This window comes from Marinobacterium ramblicola (assembly GCF_019084545.1).
Taxonomy (GTDB): Bacteria; Pseudomonadota; Gammaproteobacteria; order Pseudomonadales; family Balneatricaceae; genus Marinobacterium_D; species Marinobacterium_D ramblicola.
On the sequence record NZ_JAHREP010000036.1, the window covers coordinates 14,612 to 38,751 of the forward strand.

27 protein-coding genes are annotated in these 24,140 nt (G+C 57.6%); 26 read left to right on the top strand and 1 reads right to left on the bottom strand.

Going from position 1 to position 24,140, the window contains the following annotated elements; translation table 11 throughout:
• Positions 1-34 precede the first annotated feature (34 nt).
• The 8 genes from miaA (at position 35) to KQ940_RS20835 (ending at position 7,671) form a co-directional block, all read left to right on the top strand.
• Positions 35-940 (top strand): tRNA (adenosine(37)-N6)-dimethylallyltransferase MiaA, encoded by a 906-nt coding sequence (gene miaA, locus KQ940_RS20800; RefSeq protein ID WP_217416579.1) that lies wholly within the window; start codon positions 35-37, stop codon positions 938-940.
• 102 nt (positions 941-1,042) lie between these two features.
• Complete coding sequence (gene hfq / locus KQ940_RS20805; RefSeq protein ID WP_036185110.1) at positions 1,043-1,282, top strand: RNA chaperone Hfq; 240 nt, start codon at positions 1,043-1,045, stop codon at positions 1,280-1,282.
• 8 nt (positions 1,283-1,290) lie between these two features.
• Complete coding sequence (hflX, locus tag KQ940_RS20810) at positions 1,291-2,589, top strand: ribosome rescue GTPase HflX (RefSeq protein WP_217416537.1); 1,299 nt, start codon at positions 1,291-1,293, stop codon at positions 2,587-2,589.
• Positions 2,590-2,661: 72 nt separating this feature from the next.
• On the top strand, positions 2,662-3,861 hold the full coding sequence (gene hflK, locus KQ940_RS20815; RefSeq protein WP_217416538.1) for an FtsH protease activity modulator HflK: 1,200 nt from the start codon (positions 2,662-2,664) through the stop codon (positions 3,859-3,861).
• Positions 3,861-4,739, top strand: coding sequence for a protease modulator HflC (gene hflC / locus KQ940_RS20820; protein ID WP_217416540.1), 879 nt, complete (start codon positions 3,861-3,863; stop codon positions 4,737-4,739). Before hflK ends, hflC begins: the two co-directional genes overlap by 1 nt.
• A 202-nt stretch (positions 4,740-4,941) precedes the next feature.
• Complete coding sequence (locus KQ940_RS20825) at positions 4,942-5,136, top strand: DUF2065 domain-containing protein (RefSeq protein ID WP_217416542.1); 195 nt, start codon at positions 4,942-4,944, stop codon at positions 5,134-5,136.
• Between the two features lie 28 nt (positions 5,137-5,164).
• On the top strand, positions 5,165-6,340 hold the full coding sequence (locus KQ940_RS20830) for an ATP phosphoribosyltransferase regulatory subunit (protein WP_217416544.1): 1,176 nt from the start codon (positions 5,165-5,167) through the stop codon (positions 6,338-6,340).
• Positions 6,341-6,375: 35 nt separating this feature from the next.
• Entirely contained in the window at positions 6,376-7,671 is a 1,296-nt protein-coding gene (locus tag KQ940_RS20835; protein ID WP_217416546.1) for an adenylosuccinate synthase, read from the top strand.
• Positions 7,672-7,783: 112 nt separating this feature from the next.
• On the opposite strand, the gene KQ940_RS20840 is transcribed toward KQ940_RS20835, so the two are convergent.
• On the bottom strand, positions 7,784-8,581 hold the full coding sequence (locus KQ940_RS20840; RefSeq protein ID WP_217416548.1) for an inositol monophosphatase family protein: 798 nt from the start codon (positions 8,579-8,581) through the stop codon (positions 7,784-7,786).
• 228 nt (positions 8,582-8,809) lie between these two features.
• Here KQ940_RS20840 and KQ940_RS20845 point away from each other — a divergent pair, with 228 nt between their 5' ends.
• The 18 genes from KQ940_RS20845 to der all read left to right on the top strand — a co-directional run bounded on the left by KQ940_RS20845 (position 8,810) and on the right by der (position 24,018).
• Positions 8,810-9,595, top strand: a complete 786-nt coding sequence (locus KQ940_RS20845; protein ID WP_217416550.1) for an RNA methyltransferase — start codon at positions 8,810-8,812, stop codon at positions 9,593-9,595.
• A gap of 112 nt (positions 9,596-9,707) precedes the next feature.
• Positions 9,708-10,193, top strand: a complete 486-nt coding sequence (gene iscR / locus KQ940_RS20850; RefSeq protein WP_217416552.1) for a Fe-S cluster assembly transcriptional regulator IscR — start codon at positions 9,708-9,710, stop codon at positions 10,191-10,193.
• Positions 10,194-10,215: 22 nt separating this feature from the next.
• The gene (locus tag KQ940_RS20855) at positions 10,216-11,430 is read left to right on the top strand and encodes an IscS subfamily cysteine desulfurase (protein WP_217416554.1); all 1,215 of its coding nucleotides are present in this window, start codon (positions 10,216-10,218) and stop codon (positions 11,428-11,430) included.
• 30 nt (positions 11,431-11,460) lie between these two features.
• Positions 11,461-11,841, top strand: coding sequence for a Fe-S cluster assembly scaffold IscU (gene iscU, locus KQ940_RS20860; protein WP_188752243.1), 381 nt, complete (start codon positions 11,461-11,463; stop codon positions 11,839-11,841).
• Between the two features lie 43 nt (positions 11,842-11,884).
• Positions 11,885-12,208, top strand: a complete 324-nt coding sequence (iscA, locus tag KQ940_RS20865) for an iron-sulfur cluster assembly protein IscA (RefSeq protein ID WP_217416556.1) — start codon at positions 11,885-11,887, stop codon at positions 12,206-12,208.
• A gap of 40 nt (positions 12,209-12,248) precedes the next feature.
• A complete protein-coding gene (gene hscB / locus KQ940_RS20870) occupies positions 12,249-12,773 on the top strand; it encodes a Fe-S protein assembly co-chaperone HscB (RefSeq protein ID WP_246590231.1) in 525 nt (174 codons plus the stop codon).
• 11 nt (positions 12,774-12,784) lie between these two features.
• Positions 12,785-14,665 carry a Fe-S protein assembly chaperone HscA gene (gene hscA, locus KQ940_RS20875; protein WP_217416560.1) on the top strand — a complete coding sequence of 627 codons (1,881 nt, stop codon included), beginning with the start codon at positions 12,785-12,787 and terminating at the stop codon, positions 14,663-14,665.
• Positions 14,665-15,003: an ISC system 2Fe-2S type ferredoxin gene (gene fdx, locus KQ940_RS20880; protein ID WP_217416562.1), complete on the top strand. Its 339-nt coding sequence runs from the start codon at positions 14,665-14,667 to the stop codon at positions 15,001-15,003. Before hscA ends, fdx begins: the two co-directional genes overlap by 1 nt.
• Before the next feature lie 17 nt (positions 15,004-15,020).
• Positions 15,021-15,221, top strand: coding sequence for a Fe-S cluster assembly protein IscX (gene iscX, locus KQ940_RS20885; protein WP_217416564.1), 201 nt, complete (start codon positions 15,021-15,023; stop codon positions 15,219-15,221).
• A 291-nt stretch (positions 15,222-15,512) separates the two neighbouring features.
• Positions 15,513-15,857, top strand: coding sequence for a hypothetical protein (locus KQ940_RS20890; protein WP_217416566.1), 345 nt, complete (start codon positions 15,513-15,515; stop codon positions 15,855-15,857).
• Between the two features lie 168 nt (positions 15,858-16,025).
• Positions 16,026-16,433 carry a nucleoside-diphosphate kinase gene (ndk, locus tag KQ940_RS20895; RefSeq protein WP_188752259.1) on the top strand — a complete coding sequence of 136 codons (408 nt, stop codon included), beginning with the start codon at positions 16,026-16,028 and terminating at the stop codon, positions 16,431-16,433.
• A 54-nt stretch (positions 16,434-16,487) separates the two neighbouring features.
• Positions 16,488-17,624 (top strand): dual-specificity RNA methyltransferase RlmN, encoded by a 1,137-nt coding sequence (gene rlmN / locus KQ940_RS20900; RefSeq protein WP_217416568.1) that lies wholly within the window; start codon positions 16,488-16,490, stop codon positions 17,622-17,624.
• A 9-nt stretch (positions 17,625-17,633) separates the two neighbouring features.
• Complete coding sequence (gene pilW / locus KQ940_RS20905) at positions 17,634-18,410, top strand: type IV pilus biogenesis/stability protein PilW (RefSeq protein WP_217416570.1); 777 nt, start codon at positions 17,634-17,636, stop codon at positions 18,408-18,410.
• On the top strand, positions 18,407-19,381 hold the full coding sequence (locus tag KQ940_RS23130; protein WP_217416572.1) for a RodZ domain-containing protein: 975 nt from the start codon (positions 18,407-18,409) through the stop codon (positions 19,379-19,381). Before pilW ends, KQ940_RS23130 begins: the two co-directional genes overlap by 4 nt.
• A gap of 56 nt (positions 19,382-19,437) precedes the next feature.
• Positions 19,438-20,697 (top strand): histidine--tRNA ligase, encoded by a 1,260-nt coding sequence (hisS, locus tag KQ940_RS20915; RefSeq protein ID WP_246590232.1) that lies wholly within the window; start codon positions 19,438-19,440, stop codon positions 20,695-20,697.
• Positions 20,698-20,706: 9 nt separating this feature from the next.
• Positions 20,707-21,366: a YfgM family protein gene (locus KQ940_RS20920; protein ID WP_217416574.1), complete on the top strand. Its 660-nt coding sequence runs from the start codon at positions 20,707-20,709 to the stop codon at positions 21,364-21,366.
• Positions 21,363-22,508, top strand: coding sequence for an outer membrane protein assembly factor BamB (gene bamB / locus KQ940_RS20925; protein ID WP_217416575.1), 1,146 nt, complete (start codon positions 21,363-21,365; stop codon positions 22,506-22,508). The genes KQ940_RS20920 and bamB overlap by 4 nt, the downstream gene beginning before the upstream one ends.
• Before the next feature lie 73 nt (positions 22,509-22,581).
• The gene (der, locus tag KQ940_RS20930) at positions 22,582-24,018 is read left to right on the top strand and encodes a ribosome biogenesis GTPase Der (RefSeq protein ID WP_217416577.1); all 1,437 of its coding nucleotides are present in this window, start codon (positions 22,582-22,584) and stop codon (positions 24,016-24,018) included.
• The last annotated feature ends 122 nt before the right edge of the window (positions 24,019-24,140 follow it).

The following is a 24,140-nucleotide window of genomic DNA, read 5'->3' on the forward strand; positions in this document are numbered from 1 at the left end:
GTTGGCGCTAAAACATCCCCCGGCGATCTTTTTGATGGGGCCGACGGCGTCAGGCAAGACGGCGCTGGCGATGCACCTGTATGATCGCCTGCCCTGCGAGTTGATCAGCGTCGACTCTGCGCTGATCTACCGGCAGATGGATATCGGCACGGCGAAACCCAGTGCCGAGGAACTTCAGCGCTATCCGCACCGTCTTATCGATATTCGCGACCCCAGTGAGAGCTATTCGGCGTCGGAGTTCTGTGTCGATGCGCGTGCGGCGATGGATGAGATCAGTGCCAGGGGCAAGATCCCGCTGCTGGTGGGTGGGACGATGATGTATTTCAACGCGCTGCAGCAGGGGATGGCGGCGCTGCCGGAGGCTGACCCGGCGCTGCGTGCCGAATTGGAGGCGGATGCCCGGCGGCTGGGCTGGCCGGCGATGCATGAGCGTCTGGCTGGGTTGGATCCCGCCGCCGGCGAGCGGCTCAAGCCCACCGATGCGCAGCGTATCGAGCGGGCGCTGGAAGTGGTGCTGCTGACCGGCAAGCCGATCAGTGAGCACTGGACGGAGCAGGAGGCGGCGTCACTGCCCTATGAGATAACCGCGCTGGCGCTGATGCCAGGCGACCGGGCGCGGCTGCATCAGCGGATAGAGCAGCGCTTCGATCTTATGTTGGCGCAAGGGTTCGAGCAGGAGGTTCGCGCGCTCTATGCCCGTGGCGACCTGCATACCGGTTTGGCGTCGATCCGCTGTGTCGGTTACCGCCAGATGTGGGATTACCTGGAGCAGCGTCTGAGTTATGACGAGATGCGTTATCGCGGCATCGTCGCCACCCGTCAGTTGGCCAAACGTCAGTTGACTTGGCTGCGTGGCTGGCAGAATGTGCACTGGCTTGATAGCGAAATGGATAATTTACTCGACGCCGCCTTGAAACTGGTCGAAGCAAACATTATATAATGAGAGGCTTGTTCTTCGCTTGGATCGCGCCTGTTGCGCGGATTGGGGGAAGTTATAAATTACAACTAACAAACGATTTTATTTTTTGGGAAGGAGTTTGCAATGTCAAAAGGGCAGTCTTTACAAGACCCTTATCTGAATGTGCTGCGCAAGGAGCGTATTCCGGTATCCATCTTTTTGGTTAACGGTATCAAGCTGCAGGGGCAGATCGAGTCTTTCGATCAGTTCGTGATCCTGCTGAAGAACACTGTCAGCCAAATGGTTTATAAACATGCCATCTCTACGGTGGTTCCCTCACGCCCCGTCAAATTGCCTCAAGGTGATGAGAAGGCGTCAGACTGAGGTCCTAATTGTTTTTCGAACGTCCCGAATCGGGCGAGATAGCGATTCTCGTCCACATTGAGCTGTCCTCCGATGCGAACAGCGAAGACCCACGGGAACTGGAGGAGCTAGCGCTCTCCGCAGGTGCCGATCCGGTTGCGTTTCTGACCGGATCTCGCGCCGATCCCAGCCCCAAGTTTTTTCTCGGAAAAGGCAAGGTACAGGAGCTGGCCGAGCTGGTGCGTGAGCATCAGGCCGAGCTGGTGATCTTCAACCACGCCCTGAGCCCGGCACAGGAGCGAAATCTGGAGCGTGAGATCCAATGCCGTGTGCTTGATCGTACCGGTCTTATTCTGGATATCTTCGCGCAGCGCGCACGCACCCACGAGGGTAAGTTGCAGGTAGAGCTGGCACAGCTCGAACATATGTCCACGCGCCTGGTGCGTGGTTGGACCCACTTGGAGCGGCAGAAGGGTGGTATAGGTTTGCGCGGGCCGGGTGAAACCCAGCTCGAAACCGACCGTCGCCTGCTGCGTGCCCGGATCAAGTCGATTCAGAAACGGCTGGAAAGGGTGCGTTCGCAGCGGGAACAGGGGCGTCGTGCGCGACAGCGTGCCGAGGTGCCGACGGTGGCGCTGGTGGGTTACACCAACGCCGGCAAGTCGACCCTGTTCAACTTTATGACCGATTCCGGCGTATACGCCGCAGATCAGCTGTTTGCGACCCTGGATCCGACCCTGCGCCGGATCGAACTGGATGACGTCGGGCCGGCGATCCTGGCTGATACCGTCGGCTTTATCCGTCATCTGCCGCATAAGCTGGTCGAGTCCTTCCGTGCCACACTGCAGGAAACGGTGGAAGCAACGCTGCTGCTGCATGTGATCGACAGCTATGACGAAGAGCGCCAGGATCATATCGATCAGGTGCATGCCGTGTTGCGGGAGATAGGTGCCGACGAGGTGCCGGCGCTGCAGGTCTACAATAAGATCGACAAGCTGCCGGGCCAGACACCGCGTATCGATCGCGACGAGGATGGGGTAGCGCAGCGGGTCTGGCTGTCGGCTCAGACCGGCGAGGGTGTGGATCTGTTGATCGAGGCGGTGCGCGAGCGCCTGGGTGGGGATATGTTCCATGATACTCTCTGTCTGACGCCCGAGCAGGGACAGTTTCGTGCCCAGCTTTATGCCCAGGGGGCGGTGCTGGGTGAGCGGGTCGACGATCAGGGGCAGATCAGCCTTGAGGTGCGGATGCCGATGCGGGATATACGCCAGCTGTTGAGCAGATTGCGTATTCCGGCGGAACGTTATCTGCCCGAACAGGTCCATTGAAGGTTGCGTGCTGAGGGGTAGCCCCCTAAAATTTTTTAAACTTTTCAAGCGTTTTCACTGACGGAGAACAGTATGGCCTGGAATGAGCCTGGTGGTAATGGCAACAACCATGACCCCTGGAGCGGCGGCAGCAAGGATAACCGCGGTAAGCGCGGTCAGGATCAGGGTCCGCCGGACCTGGATGAAGCGCTGCGCAAACTGCAGGACAGAATGAACGCGATCTTCAGCGGTGGGAAGCGCCGTGGCGGCGGTTCCGGCGGCGGTGCAGCCAGTGGTGGCGGTTTTGGTTTTCTGCTTGTGGTGATCGTGCTGGCAGCGCTGTTCTGGGCCGGCATGGGGTTTTACACCGTGGATCAGCCGGAGCGCGGTGTGGTGCTGCGGCTGGGTAAGTACTATGAAACGGTGCAGCCCGGTCTGCAGTGGAATCCGCCGTTGATCGATGATGTTACCAAGGTCAATACCGAGGTGGTGCGTACGCACAGTCATGACTCGCAGATGCTGACGGAGGACGAGAATATCGTTTATATCGATCTCGCGGTGCAGTACGTGGCGACCGATCCGAAGGCATTCGTGCTCAACGTGCGAGATCCCGAAGAGAGTCTGGCACATGCAGCGGAGTCGGCGTTGCGCCATGTGGTCGGTACCACCGACCTGCACGCGATTCTGACCGAGGGGCGTGAGGCGTTGGGTGTGCAGGTGCAGGCGCGCTTGCAGCGCTACATGGAGTTCTACGGCACCGGTATCAATATTACCAAGGTCAACATCAAGAATGCTCAGGCGCCAAGCCAGGTGCAGGAAGCGTTCGATGACGTGATCAAGGCGCGTGAGGACGAGCAGCGCACCATCAACCAGGCGCAGACCTATGCCAATGGTATCGTGCCGGAAGCGCGTGGTGAGGCGCAGCGTATCATCGAGGAGGCCAATGCCTACCGCGAAGAGAAGGTGGCGCGGGCAGCGGGTGAAGCCAGTCGCTTTACAGCGCTGCTGGACGAGTACGAAAAGGCGCCGGAAGTCACGCGTCAGCGTCTCTATCTGGAAACCATGCAGGATGTGTTGGGCAAGACGCCCAAGGTGCTGGTCGATGTCGAGGGCGGCAACAATATGATGTACCTGCCGCTGGATAAACTGATGGAAAAGCAGTCGGAGGTGCGTGATTCAAGTGGTCGCCCGGTGCGTCTGGATGACAGCAGTCTTCGGCAGATTACCGATGAGGTCATGAATCAGCTGCGTCAGCGTCAGAGCTCTTCATCTACAACACGGGAGGGTCGTTGATGAGTCCCAAGTCACTTTATGCCCTGATCGCCGTGCTGGTCCTGGTAATGGTTGGTTCCAAGTCGGTCTATATCGTCAAGGAGACCGAGCGAGCGGTGATGTTGCGCTTCGGTGAGATCGTGGATCCGGATGTGACGCCCGGACTGCACTTCAAGATCCCGTTCGTAAACACCGTGAATGTCTTCGATGCGCGTATACAGACGCTTGATGCGCGTCCGCAGTCGTTCCTGACGCTGGAGAAGAAGCGATTGATCGTGGATTCCTTCGTCAAGTGGCGGATCGCCGATCCGGCGAAATACTACACCTCCATCTCGGGCGATATTTTCCGGGCCTCGGAGCGTCTCTCCAACAACATCGAGGAGAAGTTGCGTAACCAATTTGGTGAGCGCACCGTAACCGAGGTGGTCTCCGGTGAGCGCGAGGAGGTGATGGATGCGGTTATTCGCGATCTGAGCATGCAGGCGGATGAGCAGTATGGTATCGAGATCATCGATGTGAGGGTCAAGCGTATCGATCTGCCGCCCGAGGTGTCGTCATCCGTTTATGAACGTATGCGCACCGAGCGTGAGCGTGAGGCGCGTGAACTGCGTGCCCGTGGTCGCGAACTGGCGGAAGGTATCCGTGCCGATGCGGATCGTCAGCGCACGGTTATTCTCGCGGAGGCCTATCGCGATTCCGAGGAGACGCGTGGTGAGGGCGATGCGGAAGCAGCGGCCATTTATGCCGAAGCCTATAGCAAGAATCCCGAGTTCTATGCGTTCAACCGCAGTCTGCAGGCCTACCGTGATACATTCGGCGGCGGTGGCGACGTTATGCTGCTGAAGCCGGATACGCAGTTCTTCCGCTATCTGGATGATGCGAACACGCCGCAGCGCTAAGGCCTGAGGTAGTTTGCCGCTAGTGCGCCACCAGGCGCCGGCGGCATACGATACATCCTGTACATTGTCGCTCCTGTGCATCCAGGCGCCCGCGGCATACCGTACATCCTGTACATAAATCGGGTGCCCCTGGCGCCCGTTTTCGTGATAATATTCGGTAACCGGGTCGAGGCCCGGTTTTTTTGTGGATTGAGGTGAGACGATGGCCGAGCTTTGGCGGGAACTGATGATTGCGTTCTGCCTGATGCTGGTGATCGAGGGCGTGTTGCCTTTCCTCTACCCGCAACGCTGGCGTCAACTGGTGGTTCAACTGGCTGATATCGACGACTCCGTACTGCGCGGAATAGGTTTGGTGTCGATGCTGATAGGGCTTCTGGCGTTGTATCTGATCCACTGATTTTGGTTTAACTGTACTGGAGCACTGCATGACATTGGCAGATCGCTGGTTGCTGCCGGATGGAATGAAAGAGATGTTGCCGCCGCGTGCGCGTCAGGTTGAAATGATGCGCCGCCGCCTGCTCGATCTCTACCACTGCTGGGGCTATGACCTGGTGATGCCGCCGCTGGCGGAGCATCTGGAGTCGCTGCTGACCGGCGTCGGTCGGGATCTGGAGCTGAAAACATTCAAGCTGACCGACCAGGTCAGCGGCCATACGCTGGGTGTGCGCGCCGATATCACGCCGCAGGTGGCGCGTATCGATGCGCATCGGTTGCGTACGGAAGGTCCGAGTCGCCTCTGTTACTGTGGCTCGGTGCTGCATACCCGGCCGGGGCACAAGCTGGCCTCGCGCAATCCGCTTCAGCTCGGAGCCGAGCTCTACGGGCATGCCGGTGTCGATAGCGATGTTGAGGTGATATCGCTGATGCTTGAAACGCTGGCGGCGGTGGGTGTGCGCGGGCCGGTCAGCCTTGATCTCGGGCATGTCGGTGTGTTCAGTCAGTTGATGCATGATGCGGAGCTGACCACTGAGCAGCAGGATGATTTCCTTGACATGTTGCAGCGTAAGGCGCTGCCGGAGATCGCTGGATTTGTCGATGCGCTTGCTTTGGCACCGGCACTGTCCGAGCGTTTGCTGGCGTTGCCGCGAATGAGTGGCGGTATCGAGGTGTTGGCTCAGGCCAGGACGCTGTTTGCGGGGTCTGAGCGTATTTCACAAGCCTTGGATTATCTTGAGCAGGTAGCGGAGCGTGTAGCGGTTCGTTATCCGCAGACCGACCTTTATTTTGACCTTGGTGAGCTGCGTGGCTACCACTACCATACCGGTATCGTGTTTGCTGCCTATACGCCTCACTTTGGCCAGGCGCTCGCCAAGGGTGGGCGTTATGACGAGATTGGCCGTGATTTCGGTCGTGCGCGCCCGGCAACGGGGTTTAGTGCCGATCTGAAGACCTTGCTGGAAACGGCGGAGGCGTTGCCCGCACCGGAGCAGAGTGCAGTGTTGGCGCCCTCGGGTGAGAGCGCGGAGCTGCTGGCAGCGGTATCGGAGTTGCGTCTGCAGGGCGTGCGCGTCGTTCAGGCGCTCGAAGGAGAAGTGGTACCGGGCTGCTGTGATCGTCAGCTGGTACAGAAGGATAAGCAGTGGGTCGTTGAGGCCCGGTAAACATTTCCCAATTCAGAAGAGTTTTAGAGACAGCAATGGGTAGAAACGTCGTTGTTCTGGGCACCCAGTGGGGTGATGAAGGCAAAGGCAAGATCGTCGATCTGCTGACTGAGCGGGTTGCGGCGGTCGTGCGCTTTCAGGGCGGTCATAACGCCGGTCATACGCTGGTAATCGATGGTCAGAAAACCGTTCTTCATCTGATCCCCTCGGGCATCCTGCGCAAGAATGTTGAGTGCCTTATCGGTAACGGCGTGGTGCTGTCGCCCGATGCGCTGCTGAAAGAGATTGCCGAGCTGGAAACCAGTGGGGTGCCGGTGGCCGACCGTCTGCGTCTGAGTCCGGCATGTCCGCTGATCCTCTCCTATCATGTGGCGCTGGATCAGGCGCGTGAGAAGGCGCGCGGTGAGTCCAAGATCGGTACCACCGGTCGTGGTATCGGTCCGGCCTACGAGGATAAGGTGGCGCGTCGCGGTCTGCGTCTTGGCGACCTGGCGGATCCTGCGCGTTTCGAGCAGAAGCTGCGTGAAGTGATGGTCTATCACAACTTCATGCTTGAGCAGTACTACAAGGTTGAGCCGATCGATGTCGATGAGCTGCTGGCGCACTGTCTGGAGATGGGCAAAACACTGGTGCCGATGATCACTGATGTCACTGCGCGTCTGCATGAGCTGCGCAAGCAGGGTGCCAGCATCATGTTTGAGGGTGCTCAGGGCTCTCTGCTGGATATTGATCACGGCACCTACCCCTATGTGACCTCCTCCAATACCACGGCTGGCGGTACCTCTACCGGCAGTGGCTTCGGTCCCCTCTACCTGGATTACGTGCTGGGGATCACCAAAGCCTATACCACACGCGTTGGTGGTGGTCCCTTCCCGACCGAGCTGAACTGCGATATCGGTGCGCGTCTGGCTGAGCGTGGTCACGAGTTCGGGGCCACCACGGGGCGTGCCCGTCGTTGTGGTTGGTTCGATGCGGTGGCGTTGAAGCATGCGATCCAGATCAATTCTGTCTCCGGTATCTGTCTGACCAAGCTGGACGTACTGGATGGGCTTGATCAGATCAATATCTGTATCGGCTACCAGGATACGCAGGGTAATCCGGTTACCTCGCTCAGCGGCAGTGAGGATTACGAAGGCGTTACCCCGGTCTATGAATCCGTTCCCGGCTGGAGTGAGAGTACCGTGGGCGTTAAAGCGCTTGAGGAGTTGCCGGCCGCGGCACGCGCCTATATAGCGCGTCTTGAGGAGCTGGTTGAGGCGCCGATCGATATTATCTCCACCGGTCCTGATCGTGTGGAGACGATCGTGTTGCGGGATCCGTTCCAGGAATAACCGGTTGGCCGAAGGCTGATATGAAAACGCCGTGCTTAAGCGCGGCGTTTCTGTTTTCTGGGGGTATAAAAAAAGCCGCGTGTATTGGCGGCATTTTTTATATTGCGTGGGATTACTGGCTGAGTGCCGGGCGCAGCATCTTCAGCAGCGCTTTAAAGATCTTTGGGTTGCCGGCAACGAGTTTGCCGCAGTCGCGATGGTTGCTGCCGCCGGCGGTATCGCCTACCAGGGCGCCGGCTTCCTGTAGCAGTAGCAAGCCGGCATCCTGCTCGCTCGAGTTGAGTCCGAGCTGGCAGAAGCCATCCAGTCGTCCGGCGGCGGTGTAAGCCAGGTTCAGTGCCACCGAGCCGGTATTGAACGGGGTGGCGCCGGCGCTAATCAGTTCGCGCATGATGGCGACCTGGGTATCGAGCCCGTCCACATCGCTTTTCCGGCCCAGAAAGCCGGTGCCGATCAGTGCGCCGTCAAGATCCTTGCGGGTGCTGGCGCGCAGGCGTTTGCCGTTGAGCTGTGCGCCTTCGCCGCGGCTGGCGGTGAACTCCTCGCCGGTGATCGGATTGAGGATCAGGGCGTGAGCGACTTTGTCCTTGATGCGGCCAGTCAGGCTGAGTGCGAACGAGGGTACGGCGTTGGAGAAGTTGTGCAGGTTGTCGATCACCGTGATCTGCCACTCGCAGGGGGTGGGGCCGTCGCCAATCGCCTTGTGGCGACCGGTGTATTCGCCGACCAGCGTGTGATGCGGGTAGGCTTTCTGCAGGGTGTGAACGATGGTGCGTTCGGCCTGCTGACAGAGGTCATTGATGAAGGTGGCCGCGCCTGCCTGTTCTGCTTTGATGAGGTCCAGGCGTTCGGTGGCGCGGACGATCTGCTCGGCGGCAAGGCGGGCGGCGCGCAGAGCGATATTGACCATAGGTTGCATCGGTAGTGGGATCCAGTCGTTCGTAGGAAATCAAACGACTATTGTAGCTCAGGTCGAGGCGCGGCTGAACCGTTCGCTGCATTTATGCGCAAGTTCCTGTTGAGGTGGATGGTGCTCATCGGGTTTGCTGCTGATCGATCGGGTTGTATCGGCTCGGTCGATAAAGCGGGGGAGAGTCTGCTATGATGTCGGCCCAATTTTCCATCCTGTGGCGTAGTCATGCTTGATCACATACGCATCGTTTTGGTGAACACCACTCATCCGGGTAACATCGGCGCGGTTGCGCGTGCGATGAAAAACATGGGGGTGAGTGATCTTTGTCTGGTGGCGCCCAAGCGTTACCCGGATGAAGAGGCGACTGCGCGTGCATCTGGTGCCACCGACATTCTCGATAGCGCGCGCGTGGTCGATGAGTTGCACGAAGCGCTTGAGGACTGTCAATTGGTGGTCGGTGCCAGTGCGCGGGGGCGTCATATTCCCTGGCCTGTGATCAATCCCCGGGAGTTGGCGGCCATCGCCGTGCCTTCGCCTGAGCGCGGGGCGGTCGGCGGAGTTGGGCGTAATCGCGTGGCAATCCTGTTTGGGCGCGAAGATCGTGGGCTGACCAATGAAGAGCTGCATGCTTGTCATCATCACGTTCATATCCCCTCTGTTGAAGGGTTTAGCTCGCTCAATGTGGCGGCCGCCGTGCAGGTGATCTGTTACGAGTTGCGCATGGCGAGCCTGCATCAGGTTGAGGCCGAGAAGCCGCAGTGGGGAACGGACTGGGATATAGAGCTGGCGGACCACGCCGAGCTGGAGCGGATGTTCGAGCATCTGGAGCGAACGCTGATCGATATCGATTTTCTCGATCCTGATAATCCGCGTCAGTTGATGCCGCGACTGAGAAGGCTGTTTTTGCGTGCAGTGCCTGACAAGGTGGAGGTTAATGTGCTGCGCGGTATCCTGAAGTCGGTAAACCGTACGATGTTGTCGCAGGCCGATGATAAAAGGACTGGGGATTGATTATCCTGCGTTAAAGGATAGTAGCCTAGTAAATTAGTCGGAATAATAGTTGACTAAAAACCTCGGGATTTGCATAATGCGCCCAAGCTCGTAAGAGTAGGTGAGGATAGATATGCGATTGACGACTAAAGGGCGTTACGCCGTAACTGCGATGCTGGATCTTGCGCTCCATGAGGGAAAGGGGCCGATCAGTCTGGCCGACATTTCCGAGCGTCAAGGGATCTCATTATCCTATCTGGAGCAGCTGTTTGCCAAGCTTAGACGTAACGAGCTGGTGCATAGCGTGCGCGGTCCGGGTGGCGGCTATCAGCTCAAGCGTGAGCGTGGCGAGATCAATGTGGCCGAAGTGATCGATGCGGTCAACGAGTCGGTTGACGCGACGGGCTGTAATAAAACCGGAAGTTGTCAAAGCGGAGAGGTGTGTTTAACCCATCATCTCTGGTGTGACTTGAGTGATCAGATTCACGGTTTTCTTAGTGGTATCAGCCTGGCTGATCTCGTACACCGGCACGATGTGCAGGAGGTTGCCGAGCGGCAGCAGCGTGTGATGGCTCAGCCCGAGAAGCTGATCGCCAGCAGTGTTGCCTCGGCATCCTGAAGAGCAAGTTTTGGAGACTGAAATGAAATTGCCGATCTATCTCGATTATTCCGCGACCACCCCGGTTGATCCGCGAGTGGCTGACAAAATGATGAGCTGTCTGACTCTGGACGGGAACTTCGGTAACCCGGCGTCACGCTCTCATCAGTTTGGTTGGCGAGCCGAAGAGGCGGTGGAAACTGCACGCCGTGAAGTTGCTGATCTGCTCAATGCCGATCCGCGGGAGATTGTCTGGACCTCCGGTGCTACCGAGTCCGATAATCTGGCGATCAAGGGTGTCGCGCACTTCTACAACAAGAAGGGCAAACACATCATCACATCGAAGATCGAGCATAAAGCCGTACTGGATACCTGCCGTCAGCTCGAGCGCGAAGGTTTCGAGGTTACCTACCTGACCCCGGGTAGCGATGGTCTCATTACGCCGCAGATGGTGGCCGATGCACTGCGCGAAGACACGATCCTGGTTTCGCTGATGCATGTGAACAATGAGATCGGCACCATTACCGATATCGCGGCGATCGGCGAGCTGACTCGCAGTCGCGGCGTGTTGCTGCACGTGGATGCCGCGCAGAGCGCGGGCAAGCTGCCGATCGATCTGGCCGAGATGAAGGTCGACCTGATGTCGCTCTCCGGTCACAAGATGTATGGCCCCAAGGGAATCGGTGCCCTCTATGTGCGCCGCAAGCCGCGCGTCCGTATCGAAGCGCAGATGCACGGTGGCGGTCATGAGCGCGGCATGCGTTCCGGCACCCTGCCGACCCACCAGATCGTGGGTATGGGCGAGGCTGCGCGCATTGCCAGAGAGGAGATGGCTCAGGAGGCGGTGCGCCTCAAGGCGCTGCGTGATCGTTTCTGGAGCGGCATCAAGGATATGGAAGAGGTTCACGTCAACGGTTCTGTTGAGCAGCGTGTAACGGGCAACCTCAACGTCAGCTTTGCCTTCGTCGAGGGTGAGTCCCTGCTGATGTCGCTGAAAGATCTGGCTGTGTCTTCCGGTTCCGCCTGTACCTCGGCCAGTCTCGAGCCCTCCTACGTGCTGCGCGCACTGGGCCTTAACGATGAGTTGGCACACAGCTCCATCCGCTTCTCCTTCGGCCGCTTTACCACCGAGGAGGAGGTCGATTACGCCGTAGAGCAGATCAAGGTGGCTGTGGGTAAGCTGCGTGAGTTGTCACCGCTTTGGGATATGTACAAGGACGGTGTGGATTTGAGTAAGGTTGAGTGGGCGCACCACTAACGCGGGCATTTTAAGTTTTTGGAGGTCATTATGGCTTACAGCGAACAGGTTATTGATCATTACGAGAACCCGCGCAACGTCGGCAAGATGGATGATAGCGATGATCATGTGGGTACCGGCATGGTTGGCGCGCCGGCTTGTGGCGATGTGATGCGTTTGCAGATCCGCGTCAATGACGAGGGTGTGATCGAAGACGCAAAATTCAAAACCTACGGCTGCGGTTCCGCAATCGCGTCCAGCTCCCTGGTGACCGAGTGGGTCAAGGGGATGACGCTGGATCAGGCGGCCGAGCTGAAAAACTCCCAGATTGCTGAGGAGCTGGCGTTGCCGCCGGTGAAGATCCACTGCTCGGTGTTGGCTGAGGATGCGATCAAGGCTGCGATCGAGGATTACCGCAAGAAGCGCGGCTGAGTCTTAAAGGCTTGCTTCGGGTTGTTGAGTATTTGAGGGTTATATGGCGATCAGTATGACAGACGCGGCGATCAATCACGTCGCGCGCTATCTCGAAAGACGTGGCCACGGTAAGGGGATTCGTGTTGGTGTACGTACCTCCGGGTGCTCGGGTATGGCTTACGTGCTCGAATTCATTGACGAGATTGAATCCGATGATCAGGTGTTCGAGTTTGGCTCTGTGAATGTCGCCATAGATCCCAAGAGTCTGGTCTACCTGGATGGAACCGAACTGGATTTCGTCAAGGAGGGGCTGAACGAAGGCTTCAAGTTCAACAACCCAAACGTGCGTAGCGAATGCGGTTGTGGTGAAAGTTTTAACGTCTGATCCCTGTCTGACATCAAGGGTGCTGTACTGACACATGGATATGACCCGCAACTACTTTGAGCTGTTTGATCTCGAGCCTGGCTTCGAGGTGGATCAGGCGTTGCTCAGCGAGCGTTACCGGGCACTTCAGAAACAGTGGCACCCTGATCGTTTTGCTCATCTCTCCGAGCGTGAACGCCGTCTTGCCGTGCAGTACACGGCGCATATCAATGAGGCGCTGGCGACCCTGAAATCTCCGCTGCGTCGCGCGCAGTATCTGCTTTTGTTGGCCGGACGTGATACCCATGGCGAGTCGGGTGCGCAGCTCGATCCCCTGTTCCTGATGCAGCAGATGGAGTTGCGCGAACGCCTGGCCGATGCCTCGGAACATGTCGATCCCGAGGCTGAGCTCGACGCCTTGCGGGAGCAGGCCGATAGCGGCTTGCGCAATCTGCTGGATGAGTTTGTCTCACTCTTTTCAAAGCAAGATCTCGATGGTGCCGAAAAAACGGTGCGTAAGCTGCAATTCGTGACCAAACTGCAAAAAGAGATCGAATTGCTCGAAGATCGTTTGCTGGACGACTGAACGGAATACCTATGGCTTTGTTGCAAATTGCCGAGCCCGGGCAGAGCGTTGCGCCGCATGAGCGCAAGCTGGCTGTCGGGATCGACCTGGGAACCACCAACTCGCTGGCGGCCACAGTCCGCAGTGGCGAGGCGCAGACGTTGGCAGACGTGCACGGTGAGCATCTGCTGCCGTCGGTGGCGTACTACGCCGAGGATGGCTCTGTGGAGATCGGTGATGCGGCGATGCGCCACGCGGCGGAGGATCCCTACAATACGATTATCTCCGTCAAGCGCCTGATGGGGCGCGGTGTCGAAGATGTGCTGTCGTTTGGCGATGAGCTGCCTTATCGTTTTGCGCCGGGTGAGGGCGGTATGCCCTATATCGAAACCCAGGCAGGTCCGCGCAGTCCGGTACAGGTGTCGGCGGATATCCTGCGCGCGCTGCGTGTGCGTGCAGAGCAGTCGTTGGACGGCGAGCTGACCGGCGCGGTCATTACCGTGCCGGCCTATTTTGATGACGCCCAGCGTCAGGCGACCAAGGATGCGGCCCGGTTGGCCGGATTGCATGTGTTGCGTCTGCTCAATGAGCCGACGGCGGCGGCTGTGGCCTATGGTCTGGATCAGGGTGAAGAGGGTGTTATCGCCATATACGACCTGGGCGGCGGTACCTTCGATATATCGGTGCTGCGCTTGAGTCGAGGCGTGTTTGAGGTGCTGGCCACCGGTGGTGATAGCGCACTTGGCGGCGATGATTTCGATTACGCCTTGGCGCGCTGGATGCTGAAGGAGTCCGGTATCGAGCTTGAACCCAATGCTCAGCAGGCTCGTTACCTGACGACATTAGCCAGGTGCGTGAAAGAACAGTTGAGCGCAGAGCCAGCGGTTGAAGTGGTGCTTGAGCTGGACGGGCAGTCCAGAAACTTGACCATCTCCCGCGAGCAGTTCGATCAGGTAATCGAGCCGCTGGTGAAGAAAACCCTCCGTGCCTGTCGTCGGGCGTTGAAGGATGCGGGAGTCGGCGCTGATGAAGTGCGTGAGGTGGTCATGGTCGGTGGTTCCACCCGGGTGCCGCTGGTTCGCGCGCGCGTTGGCGAGCTGTTCGGACGTGAGCCGCATATCGAGATCGACCCGGATCGTGTGGTGGCGATCGGTGCGGCGCTGCAGGCAGACGTGCTGGCGGGTAACAAGCCGGATAGTGAAATGCTGCTGCTGGATGTGATTCCGCTCTCGCTGGGGCTTGAAACCATGGGCGGTCTGGTAGAGAAGGTGATTCACCGTAATACCGCCATTCCGGTAGCGCGGGGGCAGGAGTTTACCACCTACCAGGATGGTCAGACGGCGATGGCGATCCACGTGGTTCAGGGCGAGCGGGAGCTGGTCGCGGATTGTCGATCGCTGGCGCGCTTCGTTCTGCGCGGTATTCCGCCGATGGCGGCGGGTGCTGCCAAGATTCGCGTCACCTTCCAGATCGATGCGGATGGACTGCTCAGCGTATCGGCTCAGGAACTGTCGACCGGTATCGAGAGCAGTATTCAGGTCAAGCCCTCATACGGCCTTACCGATAATGAGATCGCCGGCATGTTGAAAGACTCGTTCAGTCACGCCGAAGAGGATATGGCAGCGCGTGCGCTGCGTGAACAGCAGGTCGAGGCTGGGCGTCTGGTAGATGCGTTGGAAGCGGCTATGGCACAGGATGGTGAACTGCTTGATGAGCGCGAGGCGGCGGAGTTGAGCGCGGCGATTGTCGAGTTGAAGGAGGTTGCTACCGGAACTGATGCTGCTGCAATCGAGGCGGGTGTGCAATTGCTGGCTAAACTGAGCGATGAGTTTGCGGCGAGGCGTATGGATAAGGGTATCCAGCGGGCGCTGCAGGGGCATCGAGTTGATGAACTGGGTAAGGAGTTGAAATAATGCCGCAGCTGATTTTTCTGCCGCATGAGGAGCTCTGTCCGGAGGGGAAGGTGATCCAGGTAGAACCGGGGATTACCATCTGCGATGCCGCGCTGAAAAATGGTATCGAGATAGAGCACGCCTGTGAAAAGTCCTGTGCCTGTACGACCTGTCACGTGATCGTGCGGGAAGGGTTCGACTCGCTCGAAGAGTCGGACGAGCTCGAGGACGATATGCTGGATAAAGCCTGGGGGCTGGAGCCGGAATCGCGGTTGAGTTGTCAGGCGGTGGTGACCGATGAAGATCTGGTGATCGAGATTCCCAAGTACACTATCAACCAGGTTTCCGAGCAGCACTGAGTCAGAGGGTGGCGAGAATGGGTCTTAAATGGATAGATGTGCAGGAGATCGTGATTGCGCTGGATGAGAAGTATCCGGAGCTCGATCCGCTGCGAGTCAACTTCCCGGATCTAATGCAGATGGTGCTGGAACTGGATGGCTTCGATGATGATCCGTCACATTGTGGTGAGAAGATTCTTGAGGCGATTCAGATGACATGGATCGATGAGCGGGATTGAGAGCCTAATCAGCTTCGAGTAACCCGAAACCCGGCACTTATTGCCGGGTTTGTTGTCTTTGGATGTCTCGCAGGTATGCACGGCAGTGGTTCTAATGGTCTTTGTGATCACTGAGCTGAGTGTTATCGCCTGCGAGGTATCGTTGCGGGCCCCGGAGCGAATGCCAGCTGCCGGCGTCGTTGGCATGACCGGGGCCGATAATCGTCATCCGCCGCATCAGCTGCGCCGGATGTCTGCCGAAGGCACTGCAAACTGTTTGGCCGGATCTCCGGGAAGCAGGGGAGGGAAACGATGAAAAAATCCATAATCGCCATCACGATGCTGTCTCTGTTGCCGGCGCTGGCAATGGCCCGTGATCTGACCGTCGACTCCGCCATTGGTGGCGCGATCGGCGGTGCGTTAGGTGGTGCTGTCGGCGCCGAGCTTGGTGGTCGCGACGGTGCTGTCGTGGGCTCAGGTATCGGTGCTGCTGTCGGTACTGCGATCAACACCGATGACTATCGTCGAGACGATTACCGTGAAGGGCATCGCGAGCGGCGTGGCGAGTACTACTATCGTGAAGGGCGCCACCATCACGATGATCGTCACCGTAGTTCATTCTGTCCGCCGGGGCAGGCGAAGAAAGGGCGCTGCTGATCCTCGCTGCGTTAATTTGGCGATTGCTCATGCTGCTACCGGCCGTTGGCGTCGAAACGTTGTGTCCTGGCGTAGAGTCGTACTTGTTGCTGTTCAGGCTTTGAACAGTCGCGTATAATGCTGCGCCTTGCATTTTTATAACCCTACAACTTTGGGATTAGGTTTAACATGGCTACTGAACGTACACTCTCTATCATCAAGCCGGACGCTGTCGCTAAGAACGTGATTGGTGAAATCCTGACGCGTTTTGAAAAAGCGGGTCTGAAGGTTGTTGAAATGCAGATGAAAGCGCTGAGCAAAGCGGAGGCCGAAGGCTTTTACGCTGAGCACAAAGAGCGTCCTTTCTTCGCCGACCTGGTTGCTTTCATGACCTCTGGTCCGGTTGTGGTTCAGGTGCTGGAAGGTGAAAACGCTGTTGCGCTGAACCGTGAGCTGATGGGGGCGACCAACCCGAAAGAAGCGGCTGAAGGTACGATTCGTCGTGATTTCGCCGAGTCTATCGATGCCAACGCCGTACACGGTTCCGATTCTGCTGCATCTGCTGAGCGCGAGATCGCCTACTTCTTCGGTAAGTGATCCCTGTCGGGGCCGCCGCTCGGCGGCCCCTGTACTCCGAAACGAGTGACTTCCATGACTGAATCCACCGCCAAGGTCAACCTGCTTGGCCTGTCTCCGAAACAGCTTGAGAACTTTTTCGACGAGATGGGTGAGAAGCGTTTTCGTGCCACTCAGGTGCTGAAGTGGATACATCAGCTCGGCGCCAGCAGCTTTGACGAGATGACCAACATCAGCAAAGCGTTGCGGGCAAAACTTGCCGAAGTGGCTGAGATCCGCGAGCCTGAGATCGTCATGGAGAAGTTTTCCAAGGATGGCACGCGTAAGTGGGTCATCCGCATGGATGGCGGCTCGGCGATCGAGATGGTGTTGATCCCGGATGGCGATCGCAAAACGCTCTGCGTATCGTCCCAGGTGGGGTGCTCGCTCGACTGTAGTTTCTGTTCGACCGGCAAGCAGGGTTTCAATCGGGATCTGAGTACCGCTGAAATTATCGGCCAACTGAGGGTGGCGATACGCTCCTTCGGGCCGTTCGACCCTTCCGGTGAGCGCCGCGTGACCAACGTGGTGTTTATGGGTATGGGCGAGCCGTTAATGAATTTCGATAACGTTGTCGCTGCCACCGAGTTGATGATGGATGACAACGCCTATGGTCTGTCCAAGCGTCGCGTGACCCTCAGTACCTCGGGTGTCGTGCCGGCGCTGGATCGCTTGCGTGAGGTCAGCGACGTATCGCTGGCGGTATCGCTGCATGCGCCAAACGACGAGTTGCGCAACGAGTTGGTGCCGATCAATCGGCGTTACCCGATCGACGAGTTGATCGCGGCGTGCAACCGCTATCTGCAGGGGCTTAATGACAAGCGAGTGGTGACCGTTGAGTATACGCTGATTGCCGGCGTCAACGATCAGCCCGAGCATGCACGGCAGTTGGTCAAGGTGCTGCGTAAGCTGCCTTGCAAGCTTAACCTTATACCCTTCAATCCTTTCCCCAATTCGGGTTACAGCCGTCCCTCGGAAGAGGCGATACAGGCGTTCAAGCAGATCATGCTGAACAGTCATATTCTGACCACCGTGCGCCGCACGCGCGGCGATGATGTCGATGCGGCCTGCGGTCAGTTGGTCGGGCAGGTGATGGATCGTACGCGGCGTAGCCAAAAGTATATCGCTGTGGTACAAGAGGAGCCTGTTCAGGGGAAGAGCCAATCAGTTTAGGGGGGAGAGATGCGTAAATTACATGCTGTGCTGCTGTTGGGGGCGGCGTGTGTTATTTCAGCATGTACGACGACTTCTGAAGGTTTTAACTCCTCTAATTCGTCCCCAGACGCGGCTCTCGAATCCTATACCAGTCTCGGGTTGCAATACCTGCGCGCCGGTAATACCGCCAGTGCCAAAGGTCCGTTGCTGCGCGCACTCGAAATCGACGATAGCTATGCCCCGGCGTTCAATGCGTTGGCGCTGGTGTTCCAGGCCGAAGAAGATCTGGCAATTGCTGAAGATTATTTCCGCAAAGCGGTTGCAGCCGATCCTCAGTCAGCGATGATACACAACAATTTTGGCGCCTTCCTGTTTGCCCAGCAGCGTTTTGATGAGGCTTGTCAGGAGCTGTCTCGGGCGACAGAGGATCCTTTCTATCAGGCGCGTGCTCAGGCATTTGAGAACATGGGGCGTTGCTATCGCAAGATTGGCCGGTTGGATGTTGCCGAACACGCCTTTAATCGAGCCTTGACCCTGTCCCGACAGCGGCCGATTGCGATGGTGGAGCTCGCCGATATTCTGTTGCAACAAGGCGATAAGGCGGGTGCGGCCGTGCTGTTTGACCAGTTTCGCGAATATGTGGATTCCAAACAGATTGATCATTTTCCGCTCAGCTTTTGGGTGGGTGTCCGGGTCGCGCGTTACGAAAAAAATTCCGGGCGTGCAGCAACCTACGCCCTGCTGTTAAAAAATATGTTCCCAGAATCCGCTGAATATCAGTTGTACAAGGAGTCTGCGCAGTGAGCAGTGAAGAGGAAAAACCGAGCGTTGGACAACCCTTTCCAGGCGGTGACTTTGCTGAGGCTCGCAGCTCCCTGGGATTGAGCTTTGAGCAGCTGACGCGCGAATTGAGGCTGCCGGCCAAAACGCTGGAGTCGATCGAGGCGGGGCAGTTTGAGAAGCTCGGTGGGCCAGTGTTTCTGCGCGGCTATATACGATCCTATGCACGGCGGCTGAAGCTCGATCCTGATCATTATGTGGCAATGTACGATCAGCTTGCGGGTACTAAGGATATCCGCAGTCCCGTGCGTATGGTGGGTTCGGTGTCAACTACGCCGGCCAGGCAGAGCCGGTCGCTGATGCGCTTTGGGACGCTGGTATTCATTCTGGCTATTATCGGTACCGTTGTGTGGTGGTGGCAGACACAGAACTCGATCGATGCGGTGATTACAACCGAGAGCAGTGCGCCGGTAACCGTGGATACCGCGGATGGCAACACGCTGGTGCTGCCGCCGCTGGATGACAGTGTGCCGGGTGAGGAGGGGCTCTATCAGTCGGTAGCGCCCGAATCATCGGTTTCTGCCGCCATGGCGGAAAGCTCTGCTGAACCTCAGGTCGAGATGGAGGCTCTGGAGGATGCGGCTGAGTCCGAGCCGGTGGCCAGCGCTGCTGTGCAGGCAGTAACAGGTGACGCGGTAGCCGAGGCCGATTCGTTTAATACTGCCGAGCTCAGCGCGTCGAGCGTGGCTTCGCTGCATTTGGAACTGACTGAAGATAGCTGGTTGAGTGTAAAGGATGCTTCGGGGCGCTCGCTGTTCAATGGTATCGCCAAAGGTGGTCAGAAATTGAACCTCGATGGCAAAGAGCCGTTGGTGGTTGTGATAGGGCGCGCCAGTGCTGTGCGCCTGATTGAATACGGCGGTGAGCCGGTTGATATTGATAGCGTAAGCAATAAGAATGTTGCCCGCCTGACGCTCCCGGCGTCAGAACGTTAATCTCCATCTGTAAACGGGAAAGTGGAATTTTGGCGAAGATAAAAGCCATCAGGGGCATGAATGACATACTGCCGGATCAGACACCGGTGTGGCAGTATCTGGAAACCGAGGTTAAGCGTGTTCTGGGTAGCTACGGCTACAGCGAGCTGCGTATGCCTATCGTTGAGCAAACCGACCTTTTCAAGCGCTCTATCGGAGAAGTAACCGATATCGTAGAGAAGGAGATGTATACCTTCGAGGATCGAAATGGTGACAGCTTGACGCTCAGGCCAGAGGGTACCGCAAGCTGTGTACGTGCGTGCGAGGAGCATGGTCTGACTTTCAACCAGGTGCAACGGCTGTGGTACATGGGGCCGATGTTCCGCCATGAACGCCCGCAGAAGGGGCGCTACCGCCAGTTTCACCAGATCGGTGTCGAGACCTTCGGCATGCAGGGGCCGGATATCGATGCTGAGTTGATCATGCTGACGGCGCGGTTGTGGCGCCAGCTGGGACTTGAAAAAGCGGTAAAACTTCATCTGAATACCCTGGGTAGTGCGGAGGCGCGGGCGCGCTTTCGAGATGATCTGGTGGCTTATCTCAGCGAACATGTGGATAAGTTGGATGCTGACAGCCAGCGTCGATTGTCGACCAATCCGCTCCGTATACTGGATAGCAAAGAGTCGAGTACTCAGGAGTTGCTGAACCAGGCTCCCCACTTCCACGACTATATAGATGAGGAGTCGAGACAGCATTTCGAACAGCTCTGTGCACTGCTGGACAGTGCAGGCATTGCCTACGAGGTTAATGCGCGACTGGTACGTGGGTTGGACTACTACGGCAAAACCGTCTTTGAGTGGATAACCGATCAATTGGGCGCCCAGGGTACCGTCTGTGCCGGTGGGCGTTATGATGGTCTGGTCGAACAGTTGGGCGGCCGGCCGGCGCCTGCAGTCGGCTTCGCGATGGGTGTCGAGCGCCTGATCCTGCTGTTGGAGACGTTGCAGGCGGTACCGGAGTATGTGCATCAGAATGTCGATGTATACGCGATAGCGATGGGCGATGAAGCTCTGGCCGATATGTTCGGCATCGTTGAACGTCTCCGTGACGAGACCGAGCTTCGCGTGCAGTTGCATTGCGGCGGAGGCAGTTTCAAGAGTCAGATGAAAAAGGCCGACAAGAGCGGGGCCCGATATGCCTTGTTGTTGGGCGAGGATGAGCGGCGTTCGGGCGTCGTGACACTCAAGCCACTGCGAGAAACGGCAGATCAAAAACAGATTAATACTGCAGCGCTGACCGCAGAGCTGGTCGCAATCTATGCTGCTGAGCAGGAGTGAGAACGGATCGTGGCTGAATTGCGTACTGAAGAAGAACAGATCGAAGCGATAAAGAACTGGTGGAAGGAAAATGGTCGCTCCCTGTTGCTGGCTATTGTAGTCGCGCTGGCCGCCGTGCTCGGTTGGCAGGGGTGGCAAAAACGCCAGGCGGCGCAGGCGACAAATGCATCGATCACCTATCAGGAGTTGGTGGATGCGGTCCTGGCGCTACGTTCGGCTCCCGATGTGGACGCCCAGCGTGCAACGGCTGAACATCTGGCCGGAACCCTGAAAAGTGATTACTCCGATAGCGGTTATGCCGTATTGGCTTCGCTGCTGATGGCGAAGGTGAACGTGGATAACGGGGCGTTCGATAAGGCGCTCGATGATCTGGGCTGGGTTCAGCAGAATGCCGAGCAGGATGAGCTGAAACAGCTGGCGCTGCAGCGTATCGCGCGTATTCGGTTGGCTCAGGGTGATGCCGAAGGTGCTCGTGATCTGCTGAAGAGCGGAGATGCGGGATATTTTACCGCCGCCTATGAAGAGCTGCTGGGTGATGTGCTCGTTGCTCTGGGTGATGAGGCCGAGGCGCGCAAGGCGTACGAAAAAGCGCTGGCGGCGGCAGCGCCTCAGGCGCAGGCGGTGTTGCAAATGAAACGGGATGATCTCGCACAGGGAGATGAGTCATGAGGTCCTGGCGTTCAATATCGATGCTGATTGCGGCTGCTCTGCTGAGCGGTTGCGGCTTTTGGGGCGGCGAGGCCGAGGTGGAGCCTACAAAGCTGGTCAGCTTCGATGCGGAAAAGCAGGTTGATCTGCTGTGGAGTGCGCAGATCGGCTCAGGCCCTGGCGGTATGTATCACCAGTTCGTGCCGGCTGTTGGTGATGCGAACCTGTTTGCGGCGGATAGCGAAGGCAAGGTTGTTGCGCTTTCGCGGGATGGGGGGCAAAGGGTTTGGGATACCGAGCTCGATATGACACTCTCGGGTGGCATCGGGGCGGGTTTTGATGTCGTTGTCGTCGCATCCGAGGATGGTGAAGTTGTTGCGCTGGACTCTGATTCGGGTGATGAACTTTGGCGTAGCAAGGTTTCTTCGGAAGTGGTTGCTCAGCCTCAGGTGAGCGCCGACTTGGTTGTCGTGCAGGTGATCAACGGACAGGTCTCCGCTCTGGATCGGGTGACCGGTGAGCACCGCTGGACCTTCGATAGTCAAATTCCGCAGTTGAGTCTTCGTGGTACCAGTGCGCCGTTGCTGGTCGCGAATGTAACACTCACCGGATTTGCCAACGGTAAGCTGGTTGCCATCGATAATGCGACTGGGAATGCGCTATGGGAGCAGCGTATTGCACTGGCCGAGGGGCGTTCGGAGTTGGAGCGTATCGTCGATATCGATGGGCGCCCGATGCTGTTCAATGGTTTGATCTATGCGAGCAGCTACCAGGGACGCTTGGTGGCGCTTAATCCCCGAGGCGCGCAGATGGTTTGGGCTCAGGATTACTCCAGTTATCGTGGTTTGGCGGCGGGCTTCGGTAATATCTACGCGATCTCCGCGGATGACGAGATCAGTGCCTTTGATGCCGGTAGTAGCGCCAGCGTTTGGCATCAGGACGCTCTTCGCTATCGCCGTCTGACCTCTCCGGTGACCTTGGGGGATACGGTGGCGGTAGCGGATGCTGAGGGCTATCTGCATTTCGTATCGCAGATCGATGGTCATTTTGTTGCGCGTTATAACTTCGACTCGTCCGGCGTTTTCAGTGATCCGGTAGTCGTCGATAATACGCTCTATGTGTTCAGTAACGATGGCAAGCTGGCCGCACTTAAGCTGAACTAATTTTATTTTACTGCACTGGCGGCGGCGCTCTGCATCAAGTGGAACGCCGCCGTGCTGCTTCTGGGTGATCTATATGCTTCCGGTGATTGCACTGGTTGGTCGGCCTAATGTTGGCAAATCTACGCTTTTTAACCGCTTGACCCGCTCGCGAGATGCGTTGGTCGCAGATCTGCCGGGTCTGACCCGAGATCGCAAATACGGTGAGGGTCGGCTGGGTGAGCGAGACTATATCGTTATCGATACCGGCGGTATTTCGGGTGATGAAGCGGGGATTGATAAGGCGATGGCCGAACAGTCCTTATTGGCTATCGATGAGGCTGATGTGGTGCTGTTCCTCGTTGATGCGCGTGCGGGTATCAATCCGGCCGATGAGATGATAGCCGACCATCTGCGTCGCCAGCAAAAGACCTGTCACCTGGTGGTGAACAAGGTGGATGGCCTGGATCCGGATGTGGCGCGTTCCGATTTCTTCGCATTGGGTATGGGCGAGCCGCTGACGATCGCAGCAGCCCATGGTCGCGGTGTGACGGCGCTGATCGATTACGCCTTGGACGAGCTGGGTATCGAGGTGCCGGAGGAGCAGGATGCCGAGGAAAAGGAGCGCGACCAGAGTGTGCGGATAGCTGTTGTCGGCCGGCCCAATGTCGGTAAGTCGACATTGGTGAACCGGATGCTCGGTGAGGATCGAGTCGTGGTCTACGACCAGGCCGGTACGACCCGTGACAGCATTTACATACCCTATGAGCGGGAAGGTCAGTCCTATACGCTGATCGATACTGCAGGGGTGCGTCGGCGCAAGCATATCCGTGAGGCGGTGGAAAAGTTCTCCATTGTTAAAACCTTGCAGGCGATCAAGGACGCCAATGTTGTCGTTGCGGTAATCGATGCCCGCGAAGGAGTCACAGAGCAAGATCTGCATATGATGGGCTTCGTCATCGATTCAGGGCGTGCGCTCGTTGTGACCCTGAATAAGTGGGACGGTATGACCCAGGAGCAGAGAGAGAGCGTCAAGACACAGGTTGAGCGTCGGCTGGCGTTCGCCGCTTTTGCGCGTTTCCACTTTATCTCTGCGCTGCACGGTTCAGGTGTCGGTGACCTGTATGGCTCGATTAATGAGGCTTATCGTTCTGCGATGGCGAAGTGGTCAACGAACCAGTTGACCCGATTGCTGGAGGATGTGGTTGCAGATCATCAGCCGCCTACGGTCAATAATCGACGTATTAAACTGAGGTACGCACATCAGGGTGGATCAAATCCGCCGCTGATCGTCGTGCATGGTAACCAGACAGATTCGCTCCCGGGTTCATACAAGCGCTACTTGGAAAACCGCTTTATCAAGTTATTGAAGGTGAAGGGGACGCCGATGCGGTTTGAGTTCCGTACCGGCGACAACCCCTTCGCAGGTAAGCGCAATACGCTTACGGCCCGGCAGTTGGCAAAGAAAGAGCGTCAGCGTCAGCATATTAAAGAGCTTAAGCAGCGTCAGAAAAAGCGCGCGAAAAAGGGCTGAATGTTTTTTTGAAAAATTTCACTGCCCTCTGTTGACTCCCTTGGAGAGGTCTGTAGAATGCGCCTCCTCGCTTGAGCTGAACGCCTTAACGGGCCGGGCAAGATCAGACGAGGCGGTCTCCA